This is a genomic window from Pseudomonas orientalis (assembly GCF_002934065.1).
Taxonomy (GTDB): domain Bacteria; phylum Pseudomonadota; class Gammaproteobacteria; order Pseudomonadales; family Pseudomonadaceae; genus Aquipseudomonas; species Aquipseudomonas orientalis_A.
Genome location: NZ_CP018049.1, coordinates 2,604,641 through 2,620,953, shown reverse-complemented (window position 1 = coordinate 2,620,953; position 16,313 = coordinate 2,604,641). Strand labels below are relative to the sequence as shown.

General features: G+C 61.6%; 8 protein-coding genes. 3 read left to right on the top strand and 5 right to left on the bottom strand.

The window, feature by feature from the left end:
- Nucleotides 1-191: 191 nt before the first annotated feature.
- The 5 genes from BOP93_RS11705 to tpx all read right to left on the bottom strand — a co-directional run bounded on the left by BOP93_RS11705 (nucleotide 192) and on the right by tpx (nucleotide 9,963).
- Nucleotides 192-1,733 (bottom strand): efflux transporter outer membrane subunit, encoded by a 1,542-nt coding sequence (locus BOP93_RS11705; protein ID WP_157943493.1) that lies wholly within the window; start codon nucleotides 1,731-1,733, stop codon nucleotides 192-194.
- The gene (locus BOP93_RS11695) at nucleotides 1,730-4,837 is read right to left on the bottom strand and encodes an efflux RND transporter permease subunit (RefSeq protein ID WP_104502731.1); all 3,108 of its coding nucleotides are present in this window, start codon (nucleotides 4,835-4,837) and stop codon (nucleotides 1,730-1,732) included. The genes BOP93_RS11705 and BOP93_RS11695 overlap by 4 nt, the downstream gene beginning before the upstream one ends.
- The gene (locus BOP93_RS11690) at nucleotides 4,834-7,935 is read right to left on the bottom strand and encodes an MdtB/MuxB family multidrug efflux RND transporter permease subunit (protein ID WP_104502730.1); all 3,102 of its coding nucleotides are present in this window, start codon (nucleotides 7,933-7,935) and stop codon (nucleotides 4,834-4,836) included. Before BOP93_RS11690 ends, BOP93_RS11695 begins: the two co-directional genes overlap by 4 nt.
- The gene (locus tag BOP93_RS11685; protein ID WP_104502729.1) at nucleotides 7,932-9,230 is read right to left on the bottom strand and encodes an MdtA/MuxA family multidrug efflux RND transporter periplasmic adaptor subunit; all 1,299 of its coding nucleotides are present in this window, start codon (nucleotides 9,228-9,230) and stop codon (nucleotides 7,932-7,934) included. The genes BOP93_RS11690 and BOP93_RS11685 overlap by 4 nt, the downstream gene beginning before the upstream one ends.
- A 232-nt stretch (nucleotides 9,231-9,462) precedes the next feature.
- On the bottom strand, nucleotides 9,463-9,963 hold the full coding sequence (gene tpx, locus BOP93_RS11680; RefSeq protein ID WP_065893188.1) for a thiol peroxidase: 501 nt from the start codon (nucleotides 9,961-9,963) through the stop codon (nucleotides 9,463-9,465).
- A 159-nt stretch (nucleotides 9,964-10,122) separates the two neighbouring features.
- Here tpx and BOP93_RS11675 point away from each other — a divergent pair, with 159 nt between their 5' ends.
- The 3 genes from BOP93_RS11675 (at nucleotide 10,123) to BOP93_RS11665 (ending at nucleotide 16,276) form a co-directional block, all read left to right on the top strand.
- The gene (locus BOP93_RS11675; protein ID WP_104502728.1) at nucleotides 10,123-11,412 is read left to right on the top strand and encodes a glycosyltransferase; all 1,290 of its coding nucleotides are present in this window, start codon (nucleotides 10,123-10,125) and stop codon (nucleotides 11,410-11,412) included.
- A gap of 73 nt (nucleotides 11,413-11,485) precedes the next feature.
- Entirely contained in the window at nucleotides 11,486-12,391 is a 906-nt protein-coding gene (locus BOP93_RS11670) for an AraC family transcriptional regulator (RefSeq protein ID WP_104502727.1), read from the top strand.
- A gap of 111 nt (nucleotides 12,392-12,502) precedes the next feature.
- On the top strand, nucleotides 12,503-16,276 hold the full coding sequence (locus BOP93_RS11665) for a hypothetical protein (RefSeq protein WP_104502726.1): 3,774 nt from the start codon (nucleotides 12,503-12,505) through the stop codon (nucleotides 16,274-16,276).
- Nucleotides 16,277-16,313 lie beyond the last annotated feature (37 nt).

The window sequence follows — 16,313 nt, the reverse complement described above, 5'->3', positions numbered from 1 at the left end:
TCAGGATCGACACAACATCCTGGTCGGCTCTGAGGCCGTCATCGGGGGTAAGCCACCTCCCACATTTGGGTCAGGATCGACACAACATCCTGGTCGGCTCTGAGGCCGTCATCGGGGGCAAGCCCCCTCCCACATTGACCGAGGCGTGTCATTTGGGTAGCAGGATAGGCCATCCCGAAATTGAGTTACCCCTACTTATCTTGGTCGGCCAGACGGGTGTTCCCATCCCACCCCCCACCCAACGCCGCAATCAGTTGCACGCTCGCCACCAACCGCGACTGCAGCAAGTTCAGTACCGTGCGCTCGTTACTCAGGGCCGTTGCCTGCACGGTAACCACGTCCAGATAGGCAATCAGCCCCGCCTTGTACTGGTTCTCGGTCAACCGCAACGACTCGCGAGCAGACTCCAGCGCCTCGTTGCTGACCACCGCTTCGTCGGCCAACACCTTGAGCTGCACCATGTAATTTTCCACTTCGCGGAACCCATCCAGTACGGTCTGACGGTACTTGGCCACGGTTTCGTCATAGCTGGCCACGCTGCGGTCGACTTCCGCCGAGCGCTGGCCGCCGTCGAACAGCGTCATGGCCAACTTCGGGCCCACCGACCAGAAACGGTTCGGCAGGCTGATCCAGTCTTCATAGGTGCTGCTGGAATAGCCCCCCGCCAGGCTCAAGGTCAAGTCAGGATAATAGGCGGCCTTGGCCACACCAATATTGGCGTTGGCTGCAATCACCGAACGTTCCGCCGACGCGATATCCGGGCGGCGTTCCAACAGGTGCGACGGCAGGCCGACAGGAATCTGCGGCAGCGCCGGGATGTCCTGGCTGACGGCCAGGCTGAAATTGGCCGGCGCTTCACCGATCAGTACCGCAATCGCGTTTTCCAGCTGGGCACGCTGCCAGATCAGGTCGATCAGGCTGGCCTGGGTGGTCTTGAGCTGGGTTCGCGCCTGAGCGATGGCGTCCTTGCCGGCGACACCGGCGCGGTACTGGTTTTCGGTCATCTGCTGCGAGCGCTGGTAGGTGTCCAGCGTGGCTTGCAGCAAACGCGTCTGTTCATCCATGACGCGCAACTGCAGGTAGCTCTGCACCAGTTCCGACTGCTGGCTCAAGCGCATCGCCGCCAGGTCCGCCGAGCTGGCCTCGGCGCTGGCTTCGTTGGCTTCCAGGCCACGGCGCAATTTGCCCCAGACGTCGGCTTCCCAGCTCACGCCCAACTGCGCGTTAAGGGTGTCGCGAATACCGCTGCTGGAACTGCTCAGGCTGGCGCTGCTGCTGCCGGTGCCCTGGCTGGCGCGGGTTTTACCGACGCTCAGGTCGACGCTGGGATAAAACGCCCCGCGAGCACTGCGCACCAGTGCCTGGGCCTGACGGAAACGCGCCTCGGCCTGGGCGACGGTCTGGTTGGCGCTGTTGAGGCGCGCCACCAGGTCGTTCAGTTGGCGGTCGCCGTACAGCTCCCACCACGCGCCCCGGGCCAGGGAGTCGCTCGGGTTGGCCTGGCGCCAGCCCTGGGCTTGCTTGAATTGTGCCGGTTCGACCACGGGTGGACGCTGGTAATCGGGGCCGATGGCGCAGGCGCTGAGCAACAACGCCAACCCCACTGTAGGAGCGAGCTTGCTCGCGAAGACCGTCAACGATAACGCGCCGCGCTTGGAAGAACGCGGTGTCTGCACGTTTTTCGCGAGCAAGCTCGCTCCTACAGTTGGGTTCGCGTTGGTTGAATCATTCATAGCGCAGTGTCCAGGGCAGCATCGGTACGCACGCCGCGCCAGGCGTTGAAGCGGTGGCGCGCGCGGTCTAGATAGAGGTAAACCACCGGGGTGGTGTAAAGGGTCAGGATCTGGCTGAACACCAGGCCGCCAATGATGGTCAGGCCCAGGGGCTGGCGCATTTCCGCGCCATCGCCGGCGCCGAGCAGCAGCGGCAAGGCGCCGAGGATCGCCGCCAGGGTGGTCATCAGGATCGGTCGCAGGCGCAGCAGGCAGGCGCTGCGAATCGACTCCAGCGGGCTCATGCCGTCATGCCGCTCAAGCTGCAGCGCCAGGTCGATCATCAGGATCGCGTTTTTCTTCACCACCCCGATCAGCAGGAACAGCCCCAACAACGAGATCAGGCTGAACTCACCGCCCAGCAGGTAGATGGACAGCAACGCGCCGACGCCGGCCGACGGCAAGGTCGACAGAATCGTCAGCGGGTGGATATAGCTTTCATACAGAACGCCCAGCACCAGGTACACCGCCACCAGCGCGCCGAGAATCATGAACGGCTGGCCCTTCTGGGTCGCGGCGAACGCGTCGGCGGTGCCGGCCATCTTGGCGATCACGTCTTCCGGCAGGCCGACCTTGGCAATCGCGCGCTCGATGGCGGCAGTGCCCTGCTCCACCGTCACGCCTGGCGCCATGTCGAACGCGATGTTTTCCGAGGCGAACTGGCCTTCATGGCTGACGCGGTCATCGGCCAGGCTGTTTTCATAATGGGCAATGGTCGACAGCGGCACGCGCGCACCATCGGCGGTAATCACCTGCACCTGGTTGAGGGTAATCGGGTCCTGGGCATATTTGGGATTGACCTCCATGACCACCTGATACTGGTTGAGGCTGTCGTAGATCGTGGAAATCTGCCGCTGACTGTAGGCGTTGTTGAGCACCGAAGTGACCATGGCCATGTCGATCCCCAGACGCTTGGCCTGGTCGCGGTCGACGATCAGGGTGACCTGGGCCGCGCCGCGTCCTTCGCGGGCGTCGATGGCGGTCAGTTGCGGCAGCTCGCGCATCGCGGCCACCACTTTGGGGTACCACAGGCGCAACGCGGCCAGGTCACCGCTTTGCAGGATGTAGGAATACTGCGCGCTGGTCTGGTCGCGGCCGCCGCCGAACTGGAGGTCCTGGTCGGCCATCAGGAACAGACGCCCGCCCGGTACCAGCGGCACCTCTTTGCGCAGGCGCTCGATGACCGCCTGGGCCGAGATTTTGCGCTCGGCAATCGGCTTGAGGCGCACCAGCATCACCGCGTTGTTGGTGCCGCTGTTGCCGCCGATAAAGCCGGCCACGCTGAGCACCGCCGGGTCCTTGAGCACGGCCTGGCGGAAGATTTCCATTTTCGGCTGCATCACGTTGAATGACAGCCCGTCATCCCCGCGCACAAAACCGATCAACTGACCGGTGTCCTGCTGGGGCATGAAGGTCTTCGGCACCACCACGTACAGCGCGATGTTCACCCCCACGGTCAGCAACAGGCTGAGCAGGGTCAGGCGTCGATGGCGCAGCACCCAGTCCAGACTCGTGGCATAGGCGGCGACCATGCGCTCGTTGATGCGGTGGCTCCAGCGCTGCAGGCCGGTCATCTGCCCTTTGACATGGGGCTTGAGCCAGCGCGCGCAGAGCATCGGGGTCAGGGTCAGCGACACGATCAGCGAAACGATGATCGCCGCCGACAAGGTGATGGAGAATTCACGGAACAGGTTGGTGACGATCCCGCCCATGAACAGGATGGAGAGAAACACCGCCACCAGCGACACGTTCATCGACAGCAAGGTAAAGCCGACTTCCTGGGCGCCCAGGTACGCGGCCTTCATCGGCGGCACGCCCTCGTCGATATGCCGGGAGATGTTCTCCAGCACCACGATGGCATCGTCCACCACCAGGCCGGTCGCCAGGATCAGCGCCATCAGCGAGAAGTTGTTCAGCGAAAACCCGTACAGGTACATCACCGCAAAGGTGCCCACCAGCGACACCGGCACCGCCAGGGTGGGTATCAACGAGGCGCGGAAGTTGCCCAGGAACAGGTACACCACCAGCACCACCAGGGCCACGGCGATCAGCAGGGTCATCTCGGCTTCGTGCAAGGTGGCGGTGATGACCGGCGAACGGTCCATGGCCAGGTTGAGCTTGACGCTGGACGGCAGCACCGCCTGCAACGCCGGCAACTGCGCCTTGATCTGGCGCACGGTTTCAATGATGTTGGCGCCGGACTGGCGGTTGATCACCAGCAACACCGCCGAATCGTTGTTGAAAAACCCGCTGTTGTAGCGGTCTTCCACGCCGTCGCTGATCTTCGCCACGTCGCTCAGGCGCAGCGCCGCGCCGTTCTGGTAGCGAATCAGCAGCGGCTCGTAGTCCTTGGCTTTTTCCAACTGATCGTTGGCCTGGATCTGCCAGTTGCGCTCGCTGTCTTCCAGGGAGCCCTTGGGCCGGCGCTGGTTGGCGTTGGCGATGGTATTGCGCACGTCATCCAGAGCCACGCCATACTGATCGAGGGCCTTGGGCTCCAGCTCGATGCGCACGGCCGGCAGGGAACTGCCGCCAATCTGCACTTCGCCCACGCCCGGCACCTGGGACAGGCTCTGGGACAGAATGGTCGAGGCCAGGTCGTACAGCTGGCCCTTCTGCAACACGTCGGACGTCAGCGACAGCACCATGATCGGCGCCTGGGACGGGTTGATCTTCTTGTAGGTGGGCATGCTGCGCATGCCGCTGGGCAGCAGGTTGCGCGACGCATTGATCGCCGCCTGCACTTCCCGCGCCGCGCCGTTGATATCGCGGTCGGAATCGAAGGCCAGAATCACCCGCGTGGAGCCCTGGCTCGATGAACTGCTCATGGTGGTGATGCCGGCAATCGCGCCGAACGAGCGCTCCAGCGGCGTGGCCACGGTAGACGCCATCACCTCGGGGCTGGCGCCCGGCAAGCTGGCCGACACCACAATCACCGGGAAGTCGATCTGCGGCAACGGCGACACCGGCAGCAAATTGAAGCTGACGCCACCGAGCAACATGATCGCCAGGCTCAGCAGCATGGTGGCTACCGGCCGGCGAATGAAAGGTCCGGACAGGTTCATGGTTCAACCGGCTCCAGGCTTTGCGGCTCTTTACGCCAGCGCCGGCCAAGACGGTCGAAATACAGGTAAATCACCGGCGTGGTGAACAGCGTCAACACCTGGCTCACCAGCAACCCGCCGACCATCACCAGGCCCAGAGGCTGGCGCAATTCCGCACCGGAGCCACTGGCCAGCATCAACGGCACCGCACCGAACAAGGCCGCCAGGGTGGTCATCAGGATCGGCCGGAAGCGCAGCAGCGCCGCCTGGTAGATGGCGGTCTGCGGGTCCAGGCCCTGGTTGCGCTCGGCGTCGAGGGCGAAGTCGATCATCATGATCGCGTTCTTCTTGACGATACCGATCAGCAGGATGATGCCGATGATCGCGATCATGCCCAGGTCATTGCCGCTGAGCAGCAAGGCCAGCAAGGCACCCACCGCCGCCGAGGGCAAGGTCGAAAGAATGGTGATCGGATGGATATAACTTTCGTAGAGCACGCCGAGCACGATGTACATGGTGACCACCGCCGCCAGGATCAGCAGCAAGGTGCTCGACAGCGAGGCCTCGAACGCCTGGGCCGCGCCCTGGAACTGGGTCTGCACGCCGACCGGCATGCCGATGTCCTTCTGGGTCTGGTTGATCAGCTCCACGCCTTTGCCCAGCGCGACCCCGGGGGCCAGGTTGAACGACATCATCACCGCCGGGAATTGGCCGATATGAGCAATCGCCAACTGCGCCTGGCGCTGCTCCACATGGGCCAGGCTGGACAGCCGCACCTGGCCGCCGTCGGTGGTCTTCACATGGATCTGGTTGAGCGCGGCCGGGCCGAGGGTTTCGCCGGACTGGGCCTGCAACACCACGCGATACTGGCCGGCCTGGGTGTAGATGGTGGAAATCTGCCGCTGGCCAAAGGCGTCATAGAGCGCATCGGTGATGGTCGAGACGCTGACGCCCAGGCGCGAGGCGGCATCGCGGTCGATTACCAGGTACACCTGCAGGCCCTTGTCCTGCAGGTCGCTGGCGACGTCAGTGAGTTCCGGCAACTGGCCGAGGGCATGCACCAGCTTGTCGCTCCACAGCGCCAGCAACTCGGCATCCGGTGAGGACATGCTGAACTGGTACTGGGTACGGCTGACGCGGTCTTCGATGGTCAGGTCCTGCACCGGCTGCATGAACAGGCGGATGCCCACCAGCTTGTCGATGGCCGGTTGCAGGCGCGCGATCACCTGCACCGCGCTCAAGTCGCGCACGCCATGGGCCTTGAGGTTGATCAGCAAGCGACCGCTGTTGAGGGTGGCGTTATCACCGTCCACGCCAATGTAGGAGGACAGGCTTTCCACCGCCGGATCGGCCAGAATGATCTTTGCCAGTTCCTGCTGGCGCTGGCTCATCGCGGCAAACGAAATCGACTGCGGCGCTTCGGAAATGCCCTGGATCACCCCGGTATCCTGCACCGGAAAGAAGCCCTTGGGCACCACCAGATACAGCACCACCGTAAGGCCCAGGGTGGCGATGGCCACCAGCAGGGTCAGCGGCTGGTGCCTGAGCACCCATTGCAGCTTGCGCCCGTAGGCGTCGATCAACCAATCGATCCAGGCGCCGCTGGCCTTGTAGAAACGCCCCTGCTCCTCTTCCTTCGGCTCACGCTTGAGCAGGCGCGCGCACATCATCGGCGTGAGCGTGAGGGACACCACCAGGGAAATCAGGATCGCCACCGCCAGGGTAATGGCAAACTCGCGAAACAGGCGCCCGACCACGTCGGCCATAAACAGCAGCGGGATCAGCACGGCGATCAGCGACAGGGTCAGGGAAATCAGGGTGAAACCAATCTGTTTGGCGCCCTTGAGCGCGGCGGCCATGGGCGTCTCGCCCTCCTCGATATAGCGCGAGATGTTCTCCAGCATCACGATGGCGTCGTCCACCACGAACCCGGTGGCAATGGTCAGGGCCATCAACGTCAGGTTGTTGACCGAGAACCCCGCCAGGTACATCACGCCAAAGGTGCCGACCAGCGACAGCGGTACGGCGATGGAGGGAATGATCGTGGCGCTGACCCGGCGCAGGAACAGGAACGTCACCATCACCACCAGGGCGATGGCGATCAGCAATTCGTGCTGCACATCCTTGACCGACGCGCGGATGGTCTGGGTGCGATCGGTGAGCACCGTCACGTCCAGGCCTGCCGGCAGGTTGTCGGTGATGCTCGGCAGCAGGGCCTTGATACGGTCCACCACTTCGATCACGTTGGCGCCCGGCTGGCGCTGGATATTGAGCAGCACGGCCTGGTTTTCGTTGGCCCAGGCGGCAAGGCGCTCGTTTTCAGCGCCGTCGACGATCTGCGCCACGTCCTTGAGGCGCAACGGCGCGCCGTTGTTGTAGGCCAGGATCAGTTCGGCATATTGCTCGGGGGATACCAACTGGTCGTTGGCATCGAGCATCGACACCCGGGTGGGCCCGTCGAAGTTGCCCTTGGGCTGGTTGACGTTGGACGCGGCGATCAAGGTGCGCACATCCGACAGGTTCAGGCCATTGGCCGCCAGGGCCTCGGGGTTGACTTTGATGCGCACGGCCTGGCGCTGGCCGCCGGCGATGCTGACCATGCCGACGCCGCTGATCTGCGCGATCTTTTGCGCCATGCGCGTGTCGACCAGGTCATTGAGCTTGGGCAGCAGCATGGTCTTGGACGTGATCGCCAGGGTCAGCACCGGGGTGTCCGCCGGGTTGACCTTGTTGTACACCGGCGGCGCCGGCAAATCCTTGGGCAGCAGGTTGGTGGCGGCGTTGATCGCGGCCTGCACCTGCTGCTCGGCCACATCCATATTGATGTCGAGGTTGAAGCGCAGGGTCAGTACCGACGCCCCGCCCGAGCTGGTGGAGGCCATCTGGGTCAGGCCGGGCATCTGCCCGAACTGGCGCTCCAACGGCGCGGTGACCGCACTGGTCATCACGTCGGGGCTGGCGCCGGGGTACAGCGTCATCACCCGAATGGTCGGGTAATCCACCTGGGGCAAGGCCGAAACCGGCAACAGGCGATAAGCGATGAGGCCGGCCAGCACGATGGCGAGCATGCTCAGCGTGGTGGCGACCGGCCGCAGGATAAACAGGCGCGACAGGTTCATGCGCCGACCTTTTGCGCCTTGCCGGCGTCAGTACCGGTCTCCCCTTTCGCCGCAGGCTTGCCTTGCAGGTGTTCGGTCGGCGTGGTCGGCACTTCGTTGCTGTCGTTGACCACTTCGATTTCGCTGCCGTCCTTGAGACGGTCGGTACCTTCCATGACCACCCGATCACCCGCCGCCAGGCCTTGCTTGATCACGGTGTTGTCGCCATCGGTATCACCCACCACCAGCGGCTGGACCTTGACCTTGTTGTCGCCATCGAGCTTGTAGACAAAAGTGCCGCTGTTACCGAACTGGATCGCGGCGGACGGTGCCAGCACCACGTTGTGCAAGGTGTCGGCCAGCAAGTGCACATTGACGAACTGGTTGGGAAACAGCGCCTGATCCTTGTTATCGAAGCGCGCCTTGAATTTCAGGGTGCCGGTGGTCACGTCGATCTGGTTGTCCAGGCTCTGCAGCACGCCCACCGCCTGCTTTTTCGTGTCGCCACGGTCCCAGGCTTCCACCGGCAGCTTATTGCCGGCGTGATAACGGGTGAGGACGGTGTCCAGGGTGTTTTCCGGCAGGGTGAAGGCCACGCTGATCGGCTGGGTCTGGGTGATCACCGCGAGGGCTGTGGTGTCGTTGGCGGCGACCAGGTTGCCGACGTCGAGCTGACGCAAGCCGACGCGACCGGCAATCGGCGCGCGGATCTTGGTGAATTCAAGGTTGAGCTTGGCATCGTCGACCGCACCCTGGTTGGTCTTGACCGTGCCCTGGTATTGCAGGACAAGCGCTTCGGCGGTGTCCAGGGTTTGCTTGGCGATGCTGTCCTGGGCGTACAGGCCGCGATAGCGTTGCACATCGACCTGGGCGTTTTTCAACTGCGCCTGGTTCTGCAGCAACGTGCCCTGGGCCTGGAGCAAGGCGTTCTGGTAGCTGCGCGGGTCGATCTCGGCGAGCAAATCGCCGGCCTTGACCATTTGCCCCTCTTCAAAGGCGATCTTCACCAGCTCGCCGCCCACCCGGCTGCGCACATTGATGGTGTTGAGCGCGGTCACCGTGCCCAGGGCCTTGTAGTACACCGGGAACTCCCCCAATACCGCCGGCGCCACGCGCACCGGCACCGGGCCGGTGGAGCCGCCGAACCCTGGGCGCGCCATGCCGGTCTTGCCGGTGTGCCCGGCCGGGGCGTCCTTATGGGCCGCGCCGCCGGGCCAGAATTTCCAGCACAGGCCGGCGATAACCAGCAGCACGAGCAGGCCGAACAGCCAGCGGCGGGAGTTGCGGGGGGAGGATTGCATGGAGTGATCAACCATTGGGCGCGAGAGCTTCTTCTTTGGGAGGCTGAAAGATAAGCACTGGAGCGCATTTAGAAAAGCGCCTTTACCGGCTATTTACCTTGGGCTTACAACTTTTAAAATTCGGGTCCTGGTCTGCGGGCTGTTTCGCTAAGCTGCTGACACCCAAATAAAAACGGCCTGGACTAGGCCAGGCCGCAAGCTTGCATCATACGTGTGACTGCCTTACGACAGTCACGCGTAGAAACAGTTACTTCAAAACAGCCAGGGCTGCTTCGTAGTTTGGCTCCTGGCCGATTTCGGCAACCAGTTCGCTGTGCAGCACCTTGTCGTTCTCATCCAGCACCACAACGGCGCGAGCGGTGAGGCTGCGCAGCGGGCCTTCAACGATGTCTACGCCGTAATCCTGGGAGAACGCGGCGCTGCGGAAGTCCGACAGGCTCTTGACGTTGTCCAGGCCTTCGGAGCCGCAGAAACGCGCCTGGGCGAATGGCAGGTCCGAGGAAATGCACAACACCACGGTATTGTTCAGGTCGTTGGCCTGGGCATTGAATTTGCGGACCGAGGTCGCGCAGGTCGGGGTGTCGACGCTTGGGAAGATGTTCAACACTTTGCGCTTGCCGGCGAAGCTCGCCAGGGTCGCGTCCGACAGGTCGCCGGCGGTCAGGGTGAACTCGGGCGCCTGGGTGCCGACTTGTGGCAATTCGCCTTCAACCTGGACCGGGTTGCCTTTAAGGGTGACTTGAGCCATGAACGGAATCCTTATGCTGGGTTTTGGTTAAACGAATTCGAGAGGCCGAAGTTAACCACAAAGTGCCGACGCTACCTACCGCCAGACACAAATTGTCATGTCGCCGGGTTGTGGTTTAATTGCGCGCTTTTCGCCTGTCCCTCAAGGAAACCGCTGTTGATGAATCAGCCTGCCACCAAAGTCCTGGTCATTGGTTACGTCTGGCCGGAGCCCCGCTCCTCGGCTGCGGGCGGGCATATGATGCAAATCCTTGAGAGTTTTCTTGCGCAAGGTTGGGCCATTACCTTCAGCAGCCCGGCGACCATTGGCGAACACAAGGCTGACTTGCCGGCCCTCGGCATCGCTGAATGCGCCATTGAACTGAATAACAGCAGCTTCGATGATTTTGTTCGCGAACTGGCCCCGGACATCGTGCTGTTCGACCGTTTCATGATGGAAGAGCAGTTCGGCTGGCGCGTTGAAAAGTGCTGCCCCGACGCTCTGCGCGTACTGGAGACTTCCGACCTGCAAAGCCTGCGGGACGCCCGGCACCAGCGCTTCAAGGCGCACGTAAAGATCAATTCTGACAGCGACGACTTCAGCGCCCTGTTCGCGCCGGCGCTGGAGGACGAATTCCAGGGCATGGCCGATACCGACCTGGCCAAACGCGAAATCGCCGCGATTTACCGCTGTGACATCAGCCTGATGATTTCCGAGGTGGAAATCCGCCTGCTCACCGAACAGTTCAAGGTACCGGCCGCCCTGCTCCACTGGTGCCCGCTGATGATGAAGCCGCCCACCGCCGCTTTTGCGCCCTTTGAAGACCGCGCGCACTTTCTCAGCATCGGCAACTTTCGCCATGCGCCCAACTGGGACGCGGTGCTGTGGATGAAGCACAGCCTGTGGCCGCTGATCCGCCAGCAATTGCCGGGCGCGCAGTTGCATATCTACGGCGCCTATACGCCGCCCAAGGCCACTGCCCTGCACAACCCGGCCCAGGGTTTTCATGTAATGAACTGGGCCGAGGACGCGCTGCAGGTGATGACGGCGGCGCGTATCTGCCTGGCGCCGCTGCGCTTTGGCGCGGGGATCAAGGGCAAACTGGCGGACGCGATGCTGTGTGGCACGCCGACTATCACCACGCCCATCGGTGCCGAAGCCATGGGCGACGAACACCCTTGGCCGGGCGCCGTCGAACACAGCGCCTATGCCCTGGCCGGCGCCGCCGTGAGCCTCTATCAGGACCGCGAACGCTGGACCCGGGCCCAGGAACGCGGTCGTACACTGCTTGCCCGGCGCTACGACCAATCGGTCCACGGGCCAGCGCTGGTGGCCTGCCTGGAACACTGCCGCAGCCAGCTGGTCGCGCATCGCCGGGATAATTTCACCGGCAGCATGCTGCGCCACCATGCGCATAAAAGTACGCAGTACATGTCCCAATGGATCGAGGCAAAAAACCGCAGCCTTTAAACGCCCGAAGCTGGCAGGGTTACGCGCAACGAGGCATTATCCTACGCGGCACCCACAATAAAGCGACGGCAACATGACCCGAGCAACGCGCATCACCGACCCTTCCTACGAGCTGATGGACGACCATAACGGCCTGTCCATCATCTACCGCCAGCACGGTTTTCCCTGCCCGCTGGTGCGCTGGCACTTCCACAAGGAATACGAGCTGCACCTGATCGTCGCGAGCTCGGGCAAAGTGTTCATCGGCGACTACATCGGCAACTTCTATCCCGAAAGCCTGTTCCTGACAGGCCCCAATCTGCCGCATAACTGGATCAGCCAGGTGGAGGCCGATGAGACCGTCCCCAAGCGCGACATGCTGGTGAACTTTACCGACGAGTTGCTGGAGAACGGCAGTCAGATATTCACCGAACTCAGAAGCCTGGCGCCGTTGCTCGAACGCGCCCAGCACGGCATCGAATTCCGCTGCAAAACCACCATCGCGCAAGCCATGGAGCTGATGCAGCGCATCGAAGACACTCAGGGCATGGCGCGGCTGGGGCACTTCTTTATCTTGCTGCAAGCGTTGAGCGCCTGCGAGGACTACCACCTGCTGTCGGGCGCCACTACCCCCCAACTGGCTGATGAACACAGCATCGACCGCACCAACCGCGCGGTGGACTACATCTTCGCCCACTACGCCCGCGAGCTGCCGCTGGAAGAAGTCGCGGAGTACCTGGGGATGAAGCCAACGTATTTCTCCCGCGTGTTCAAACAGGCCACGGGGCGCACGTTCATTGAGTTCGTCAACCGACTGCGCATCAGCAAGTCCTGCGAACTGTTGGCCGATGGCGACAAGGCGGTGACGGATGTGTGCTTTGAGTCGGGCTTCAATAACATTTCCAACTTCAATCGGCGCTTTCAGCAGCTCAAGGGCATGACCCCGTCGCACTATCGGCGGCTGGCCGTGCAACGGTTGACCGAGCGGAACCAGGCCTGAGCCTTCACTCAACCACTCGTCGCTTCTGTCAACTTTGACAGCTATCCGCTCTGCTGCCAGGGGTGTGTGATTTCCTTGCCCGGTTTCATCACTGTACAAGGAGCGCTCACTATGAAAGAACCAACGTCATCCAACCTGCCCATTACCCTGTGTGAATCCCCGCCCCACGAGCCCGCATCGCCCTCCCCCGTCAACATTGATCCGCCTTATGTCAACGGCGCACTGCGGCCGAATCTGGATGCTGAGGTAGGATTGGGCATTCGACAGATCGATCCGTGGTTGATTGTGAATTTCGAAAAATGGTTCAACTTCAATGTCGGGGATATCTATAAATTTTTCTGCGGCAGTACCAGCTACGCCCTGGGTGCAGGCGAGGTCTACCCGGAAGATTTGTACAAGGACCGTGTGCAGTTGGTCATTCCCGCATCGCTGGTGCCCGAAGGCACGATTTATCCCTGCTTCGGTGAAGTGACCAGAGTGGCCAGCGACACGCCCAGCACATCCCCACCTCAGACGTGGTTCACCAAAACCACGCGGCCAGGTGGCCGCAGCATCTACCCATGGTTCCACTCGAACCTGGTGATACACCTGCCTGATGATCTCAAGGACAAGACGTTAGACCCCGTGCGTGCCGAGGCGGGTGTGGACTTGACCTGTGACGTTTATCCGTTCTGCACGGTAGGCGACACCATTGAAGTGTGGTGGAACGGTATCGCTGTTTTTCAAAAAATCGATCAGCAACACGTTCTTGGCACCAAGCCGATCATCGTGCATGTACCTAAAGAAACGATTATTTCAGGGGGCAGCGGCGCAGTTTCCATTCTCTTCCGGGTGTTTGACCGCGTACTCAACTATTCCGGGGAAGACCCCCAGTGGTCGAAGGTGGTCAAGCTGGAGGCCGACCTTGAACCCGGCCTGCTTGATCCGCCGCACTTCGTGGTGGGCGGTAAGTCAGTCGACGAGCTGAATTTCGACACCCAGGGAGACGAGGTGTTTAGCGCGGAAATGGTCGTTCCGCGTACGCTACCCGCGCTCTACACTGGTGGTCCGTCCACACCTACACCAACAGGCGCGCTGATCCACGTCAAACTGACCCAGTTCTACCGCGATGGCTCATCCAACGTCGTGACGCTGCCGGCATTTGCTGCGCGTATCGGCCTCTCGTCCTCCATCGTGTTGGACAACAAGTACCTCGAAGACGTGATCGATGGACAATTGCGCATCGAATATACCCTGACGACGTCCAGTGGCGTGTTTCTGCGCGATTCTCGACGCTTGGGTATTCGCGTGTTCGGCACGAAAAAAATGATGCCGCCAATGCGAATCGAGCAAGACGAGGGCGGCCTGATTGACCCGGAACACCCTTTCATCAAAGCCATTTTCCCGGTCTACAGCCCTTACGCAGCCAACAACAGCGTGACCTTTCGCATGGAAGCACCGCGACCTGGTGGTGGACTGATTGAATACGAAGAAACCGTAAAAGCAGGTGCGCCGCCGCCACCTGACCGCTATCGCACCGTACTGCAGGAGGACTTTGCGCCCTTCATCGGCGTGGGACCGGTCAAGGTCTACTACCTCGTCAATGACCATCAAATGCGCACGCTTGGCCCAGGCGTACAGACGGTGCGCAAGTCCGAAGTATTGGAAGTCATATTCGGATCGGTCGTCGCTGAGTTGCCTGCGCCGCTATTGCAGTATGTCGACGTGTTCGACAACCTGGACCCTGCCAGCGTGATCGGAGGTCAGCTCAAGCTGACGCTGCCCTACATACGCACGGTCCCTGGGGACAAGTTCCTCTGGACATGGCTGGGCGCCAACGCCAGCGGAACCACTGGAGGGGAAGTCGAGCTCTTTTCCGATACGGCCGGCAAACCGGTGGTGGAACTGGTGGACGAAGCGTTCGTCATTGCCAATGACAATAAGGAAATCCGCCTCAGCTACACCTTGGTTCCCAAGGACGGCAGCCGACGTTATTCGCAGCGCCGCACCATTACCGTGGGCCAGGCGCTGACCCTCAAGCGTCCCGAGGTCTCGCAGGCCACGCGCTATCCCGACCAATTGGCGGCGGTGGCCGCCATAAACGGCGCGACTGTCGTCGTCGATTACCCGCAGATGCTGCCGTCCCACCAGGTTCGCTGCTGCTGGACCGGCATTGCGGGCATCGGCACTTATTGCGATACCCAATACGGCAGCTCTTCGAAAGTCCTGCACTTTCATATCGACCCGGAGGTGGTGGGCGCCAACATCCGGGCCCAGGGACACGTCATCCAGGTGCAGTACTTCGTTATGCGGGGCGAGCACGAGACCCCTTCGCCGGTGCTGGCCCTGGAGTTGTTGCCACCGCCACTGCCTGAACCCTATATAGAAGGCCACTCCTATGATGGCGTGCTGAATCTCGGTTCATTGAACGGTACCGAACGCGCGATTGAAGACCACTGGCACTTCAGTCATCGGTTCCAGCGAATGTGGTTCGAGATGTCCGGCACCTACGCTGACGGTTATCCCTTCTACCACGCCTTTTACACAGCAGACCTGGTGACACAGGACGGCGAATTGAACGGTATTCGTCCGCCGGCACCGTTCGCTGAATTGCGCAAGCTCAAGGACGGTTCCCCACTGATCATGCGCTTCGGGGTAACGTTCGACCGCAGCGCCGAGCTGGCCAATGCAGTCTGGTTCAAGGAGCGGCGCTATACCATTCAGGCCTTGCCCGCGCAGTTCCCGGTGCCGACGCTGATCGAGGCAACCGGCTCCGGCACACTGGTCACCCTGGCCCCCTTGAACGCACAGTACGGGGCGCATGTGCAGGTGTCCTACAGCCCGATGTATACCAGCGACGTCATCTTCGTGGAGATCGTGGGTAAAACTGCTGCCGGCTCGGCAGTGATCGGGCCGAAGTATGGCGAAACCGATGGCAGCGTCAACGTCGACGTGCCCGCTCCAGTGATCGCCGCGAATATCGGCAACACGCCTACGCAGTTCACGATCAGGTATACGGTGACACGAGGGGGGGAAACCCGGCCCTCGGTACTGCTCACGGTCAATCTTGAAAGCTTGCCGGTGACCGAACTGAAAAAAACCGTGATTCGTATCGATCAAGCCTCTGCCAGTGGCGTGATCGATGTGGATGCCCTGCCCGGCAACGCCACCGCAAGGGTGACGACCTTCCCATTCATTGCCCCACACCTGCCCGTATGGCTGTATTTGTACGGTGTCAGAGCCGACGGTACGCCGCATAACCTGCCCCTGATGAATGGTTCCATCAAGGCCGAGGTCGACGCAGCCTGGATCAGCCAGGGTTATCACCTGGAAACCGTATTGATCGACTACCTGCGAGACCTTGGCAATCGCAGCCAAGTGACCCTGCAATTCAAAGCGGCGCTCAATGGCGTAAGGGATGAATTGCAAGCGATTGAATTTCCACCCACCCGTTACACGCTGCAAAGCGCGATGATCAAGGAGTGCACGACGTTCAATGACAATTACATGAACTACTGGCTCAGTGAATGGCCGGACGCCGGCATTCGACGCGAGTCCAATGGCAACTATTTCTGGCAGTCGACACCGACTACCGGCAGGGGCGTCAGTCTGTACAAAGTGCTGACGCCTGCTACCGAGGGCTACTATCGCGTCAGCTTCCGCTACAGGATCAACAAGTTTGCCGCGATTGGGGCGCCGACCTTTGTCGAGATTCACCTGGGCACGTTGAAATGGACGCAAAACGTGCCCACGTTGAATACCTGGCTCAGCGTCAATGTGCCGCTCGGTTATTTGCCCGGCAAACCGTTCGAGGCCTCCGTTTCGGTCAGAAACCCGACCACCGGCGGGGTGTATGACATCGATGATATCTGTATCACACAGACGCCGTATCCGACCGTGATGTAGATGTAAAAAAGGGATCGGTACCTGGGTACCGATCCCT

Excerpts from the sequence above, each read along its gene's own strand:
- BOP93_RS11705 (WP_157943493.1), bottom strand. The coding sequence starts at position 1,733 with ATGAATGATTCAACCAACGCGAACCCAACTGTAGGAGCGAGCTTGCTC.
- BOP93_RS11695 (WP_104502731.1), bottom strand. The coding sequence starts at position 4,837 with ATGAACCTGTCCGGACCTTTCATTCGCCGGCCGGTAGCCACCATGCTG.
- BOP93_RS11690 (WP_104502730.1), bottom strand. The coding sequence starts at position 7,935 with ATGAACCTGTCGCGCCTGTTTATCCTGCGGCCGGTCGCCACCACGCTG.
- BOP93_RS11685 (WP_104502729.1), bottom strand. The coding sequence starts at position 9,230 with ATGGTTGATCACTCCATGCAATCCTCCCCCCGCAACTCCCGCCGCTGG.
- tpx (WP_065893188.1), bottom strand. The coding sequence starts at position 9,963 with ATGGCTCAAGTCACCCTTAAAGGCAACCCGGTCCAGGTTGAAGGCGAA.
- BOP93_RS11675 (WP_104502728.1), top strand. The coding sequence starts at position 10,123 with ATGAATCAGCCTGCCACCAAAGTCCTGGTCATTGGTTACGTCTGGCCG.
- BOP93_RS11670 (WP_104502727.1), top strand. The coding sequence starts at position 11,486 with ATGACCCGAGCAACGCGCATCACCGACCCTTCCTACGAGCTGATGGAC.
- BOP93_RS11665 (WP_104502726.1), top strand. The coding sequence starts at position 12,503 with ATGAAAGAACCAACGTCATCCAACCTGCCCATTACCCTGTGTGAATCC.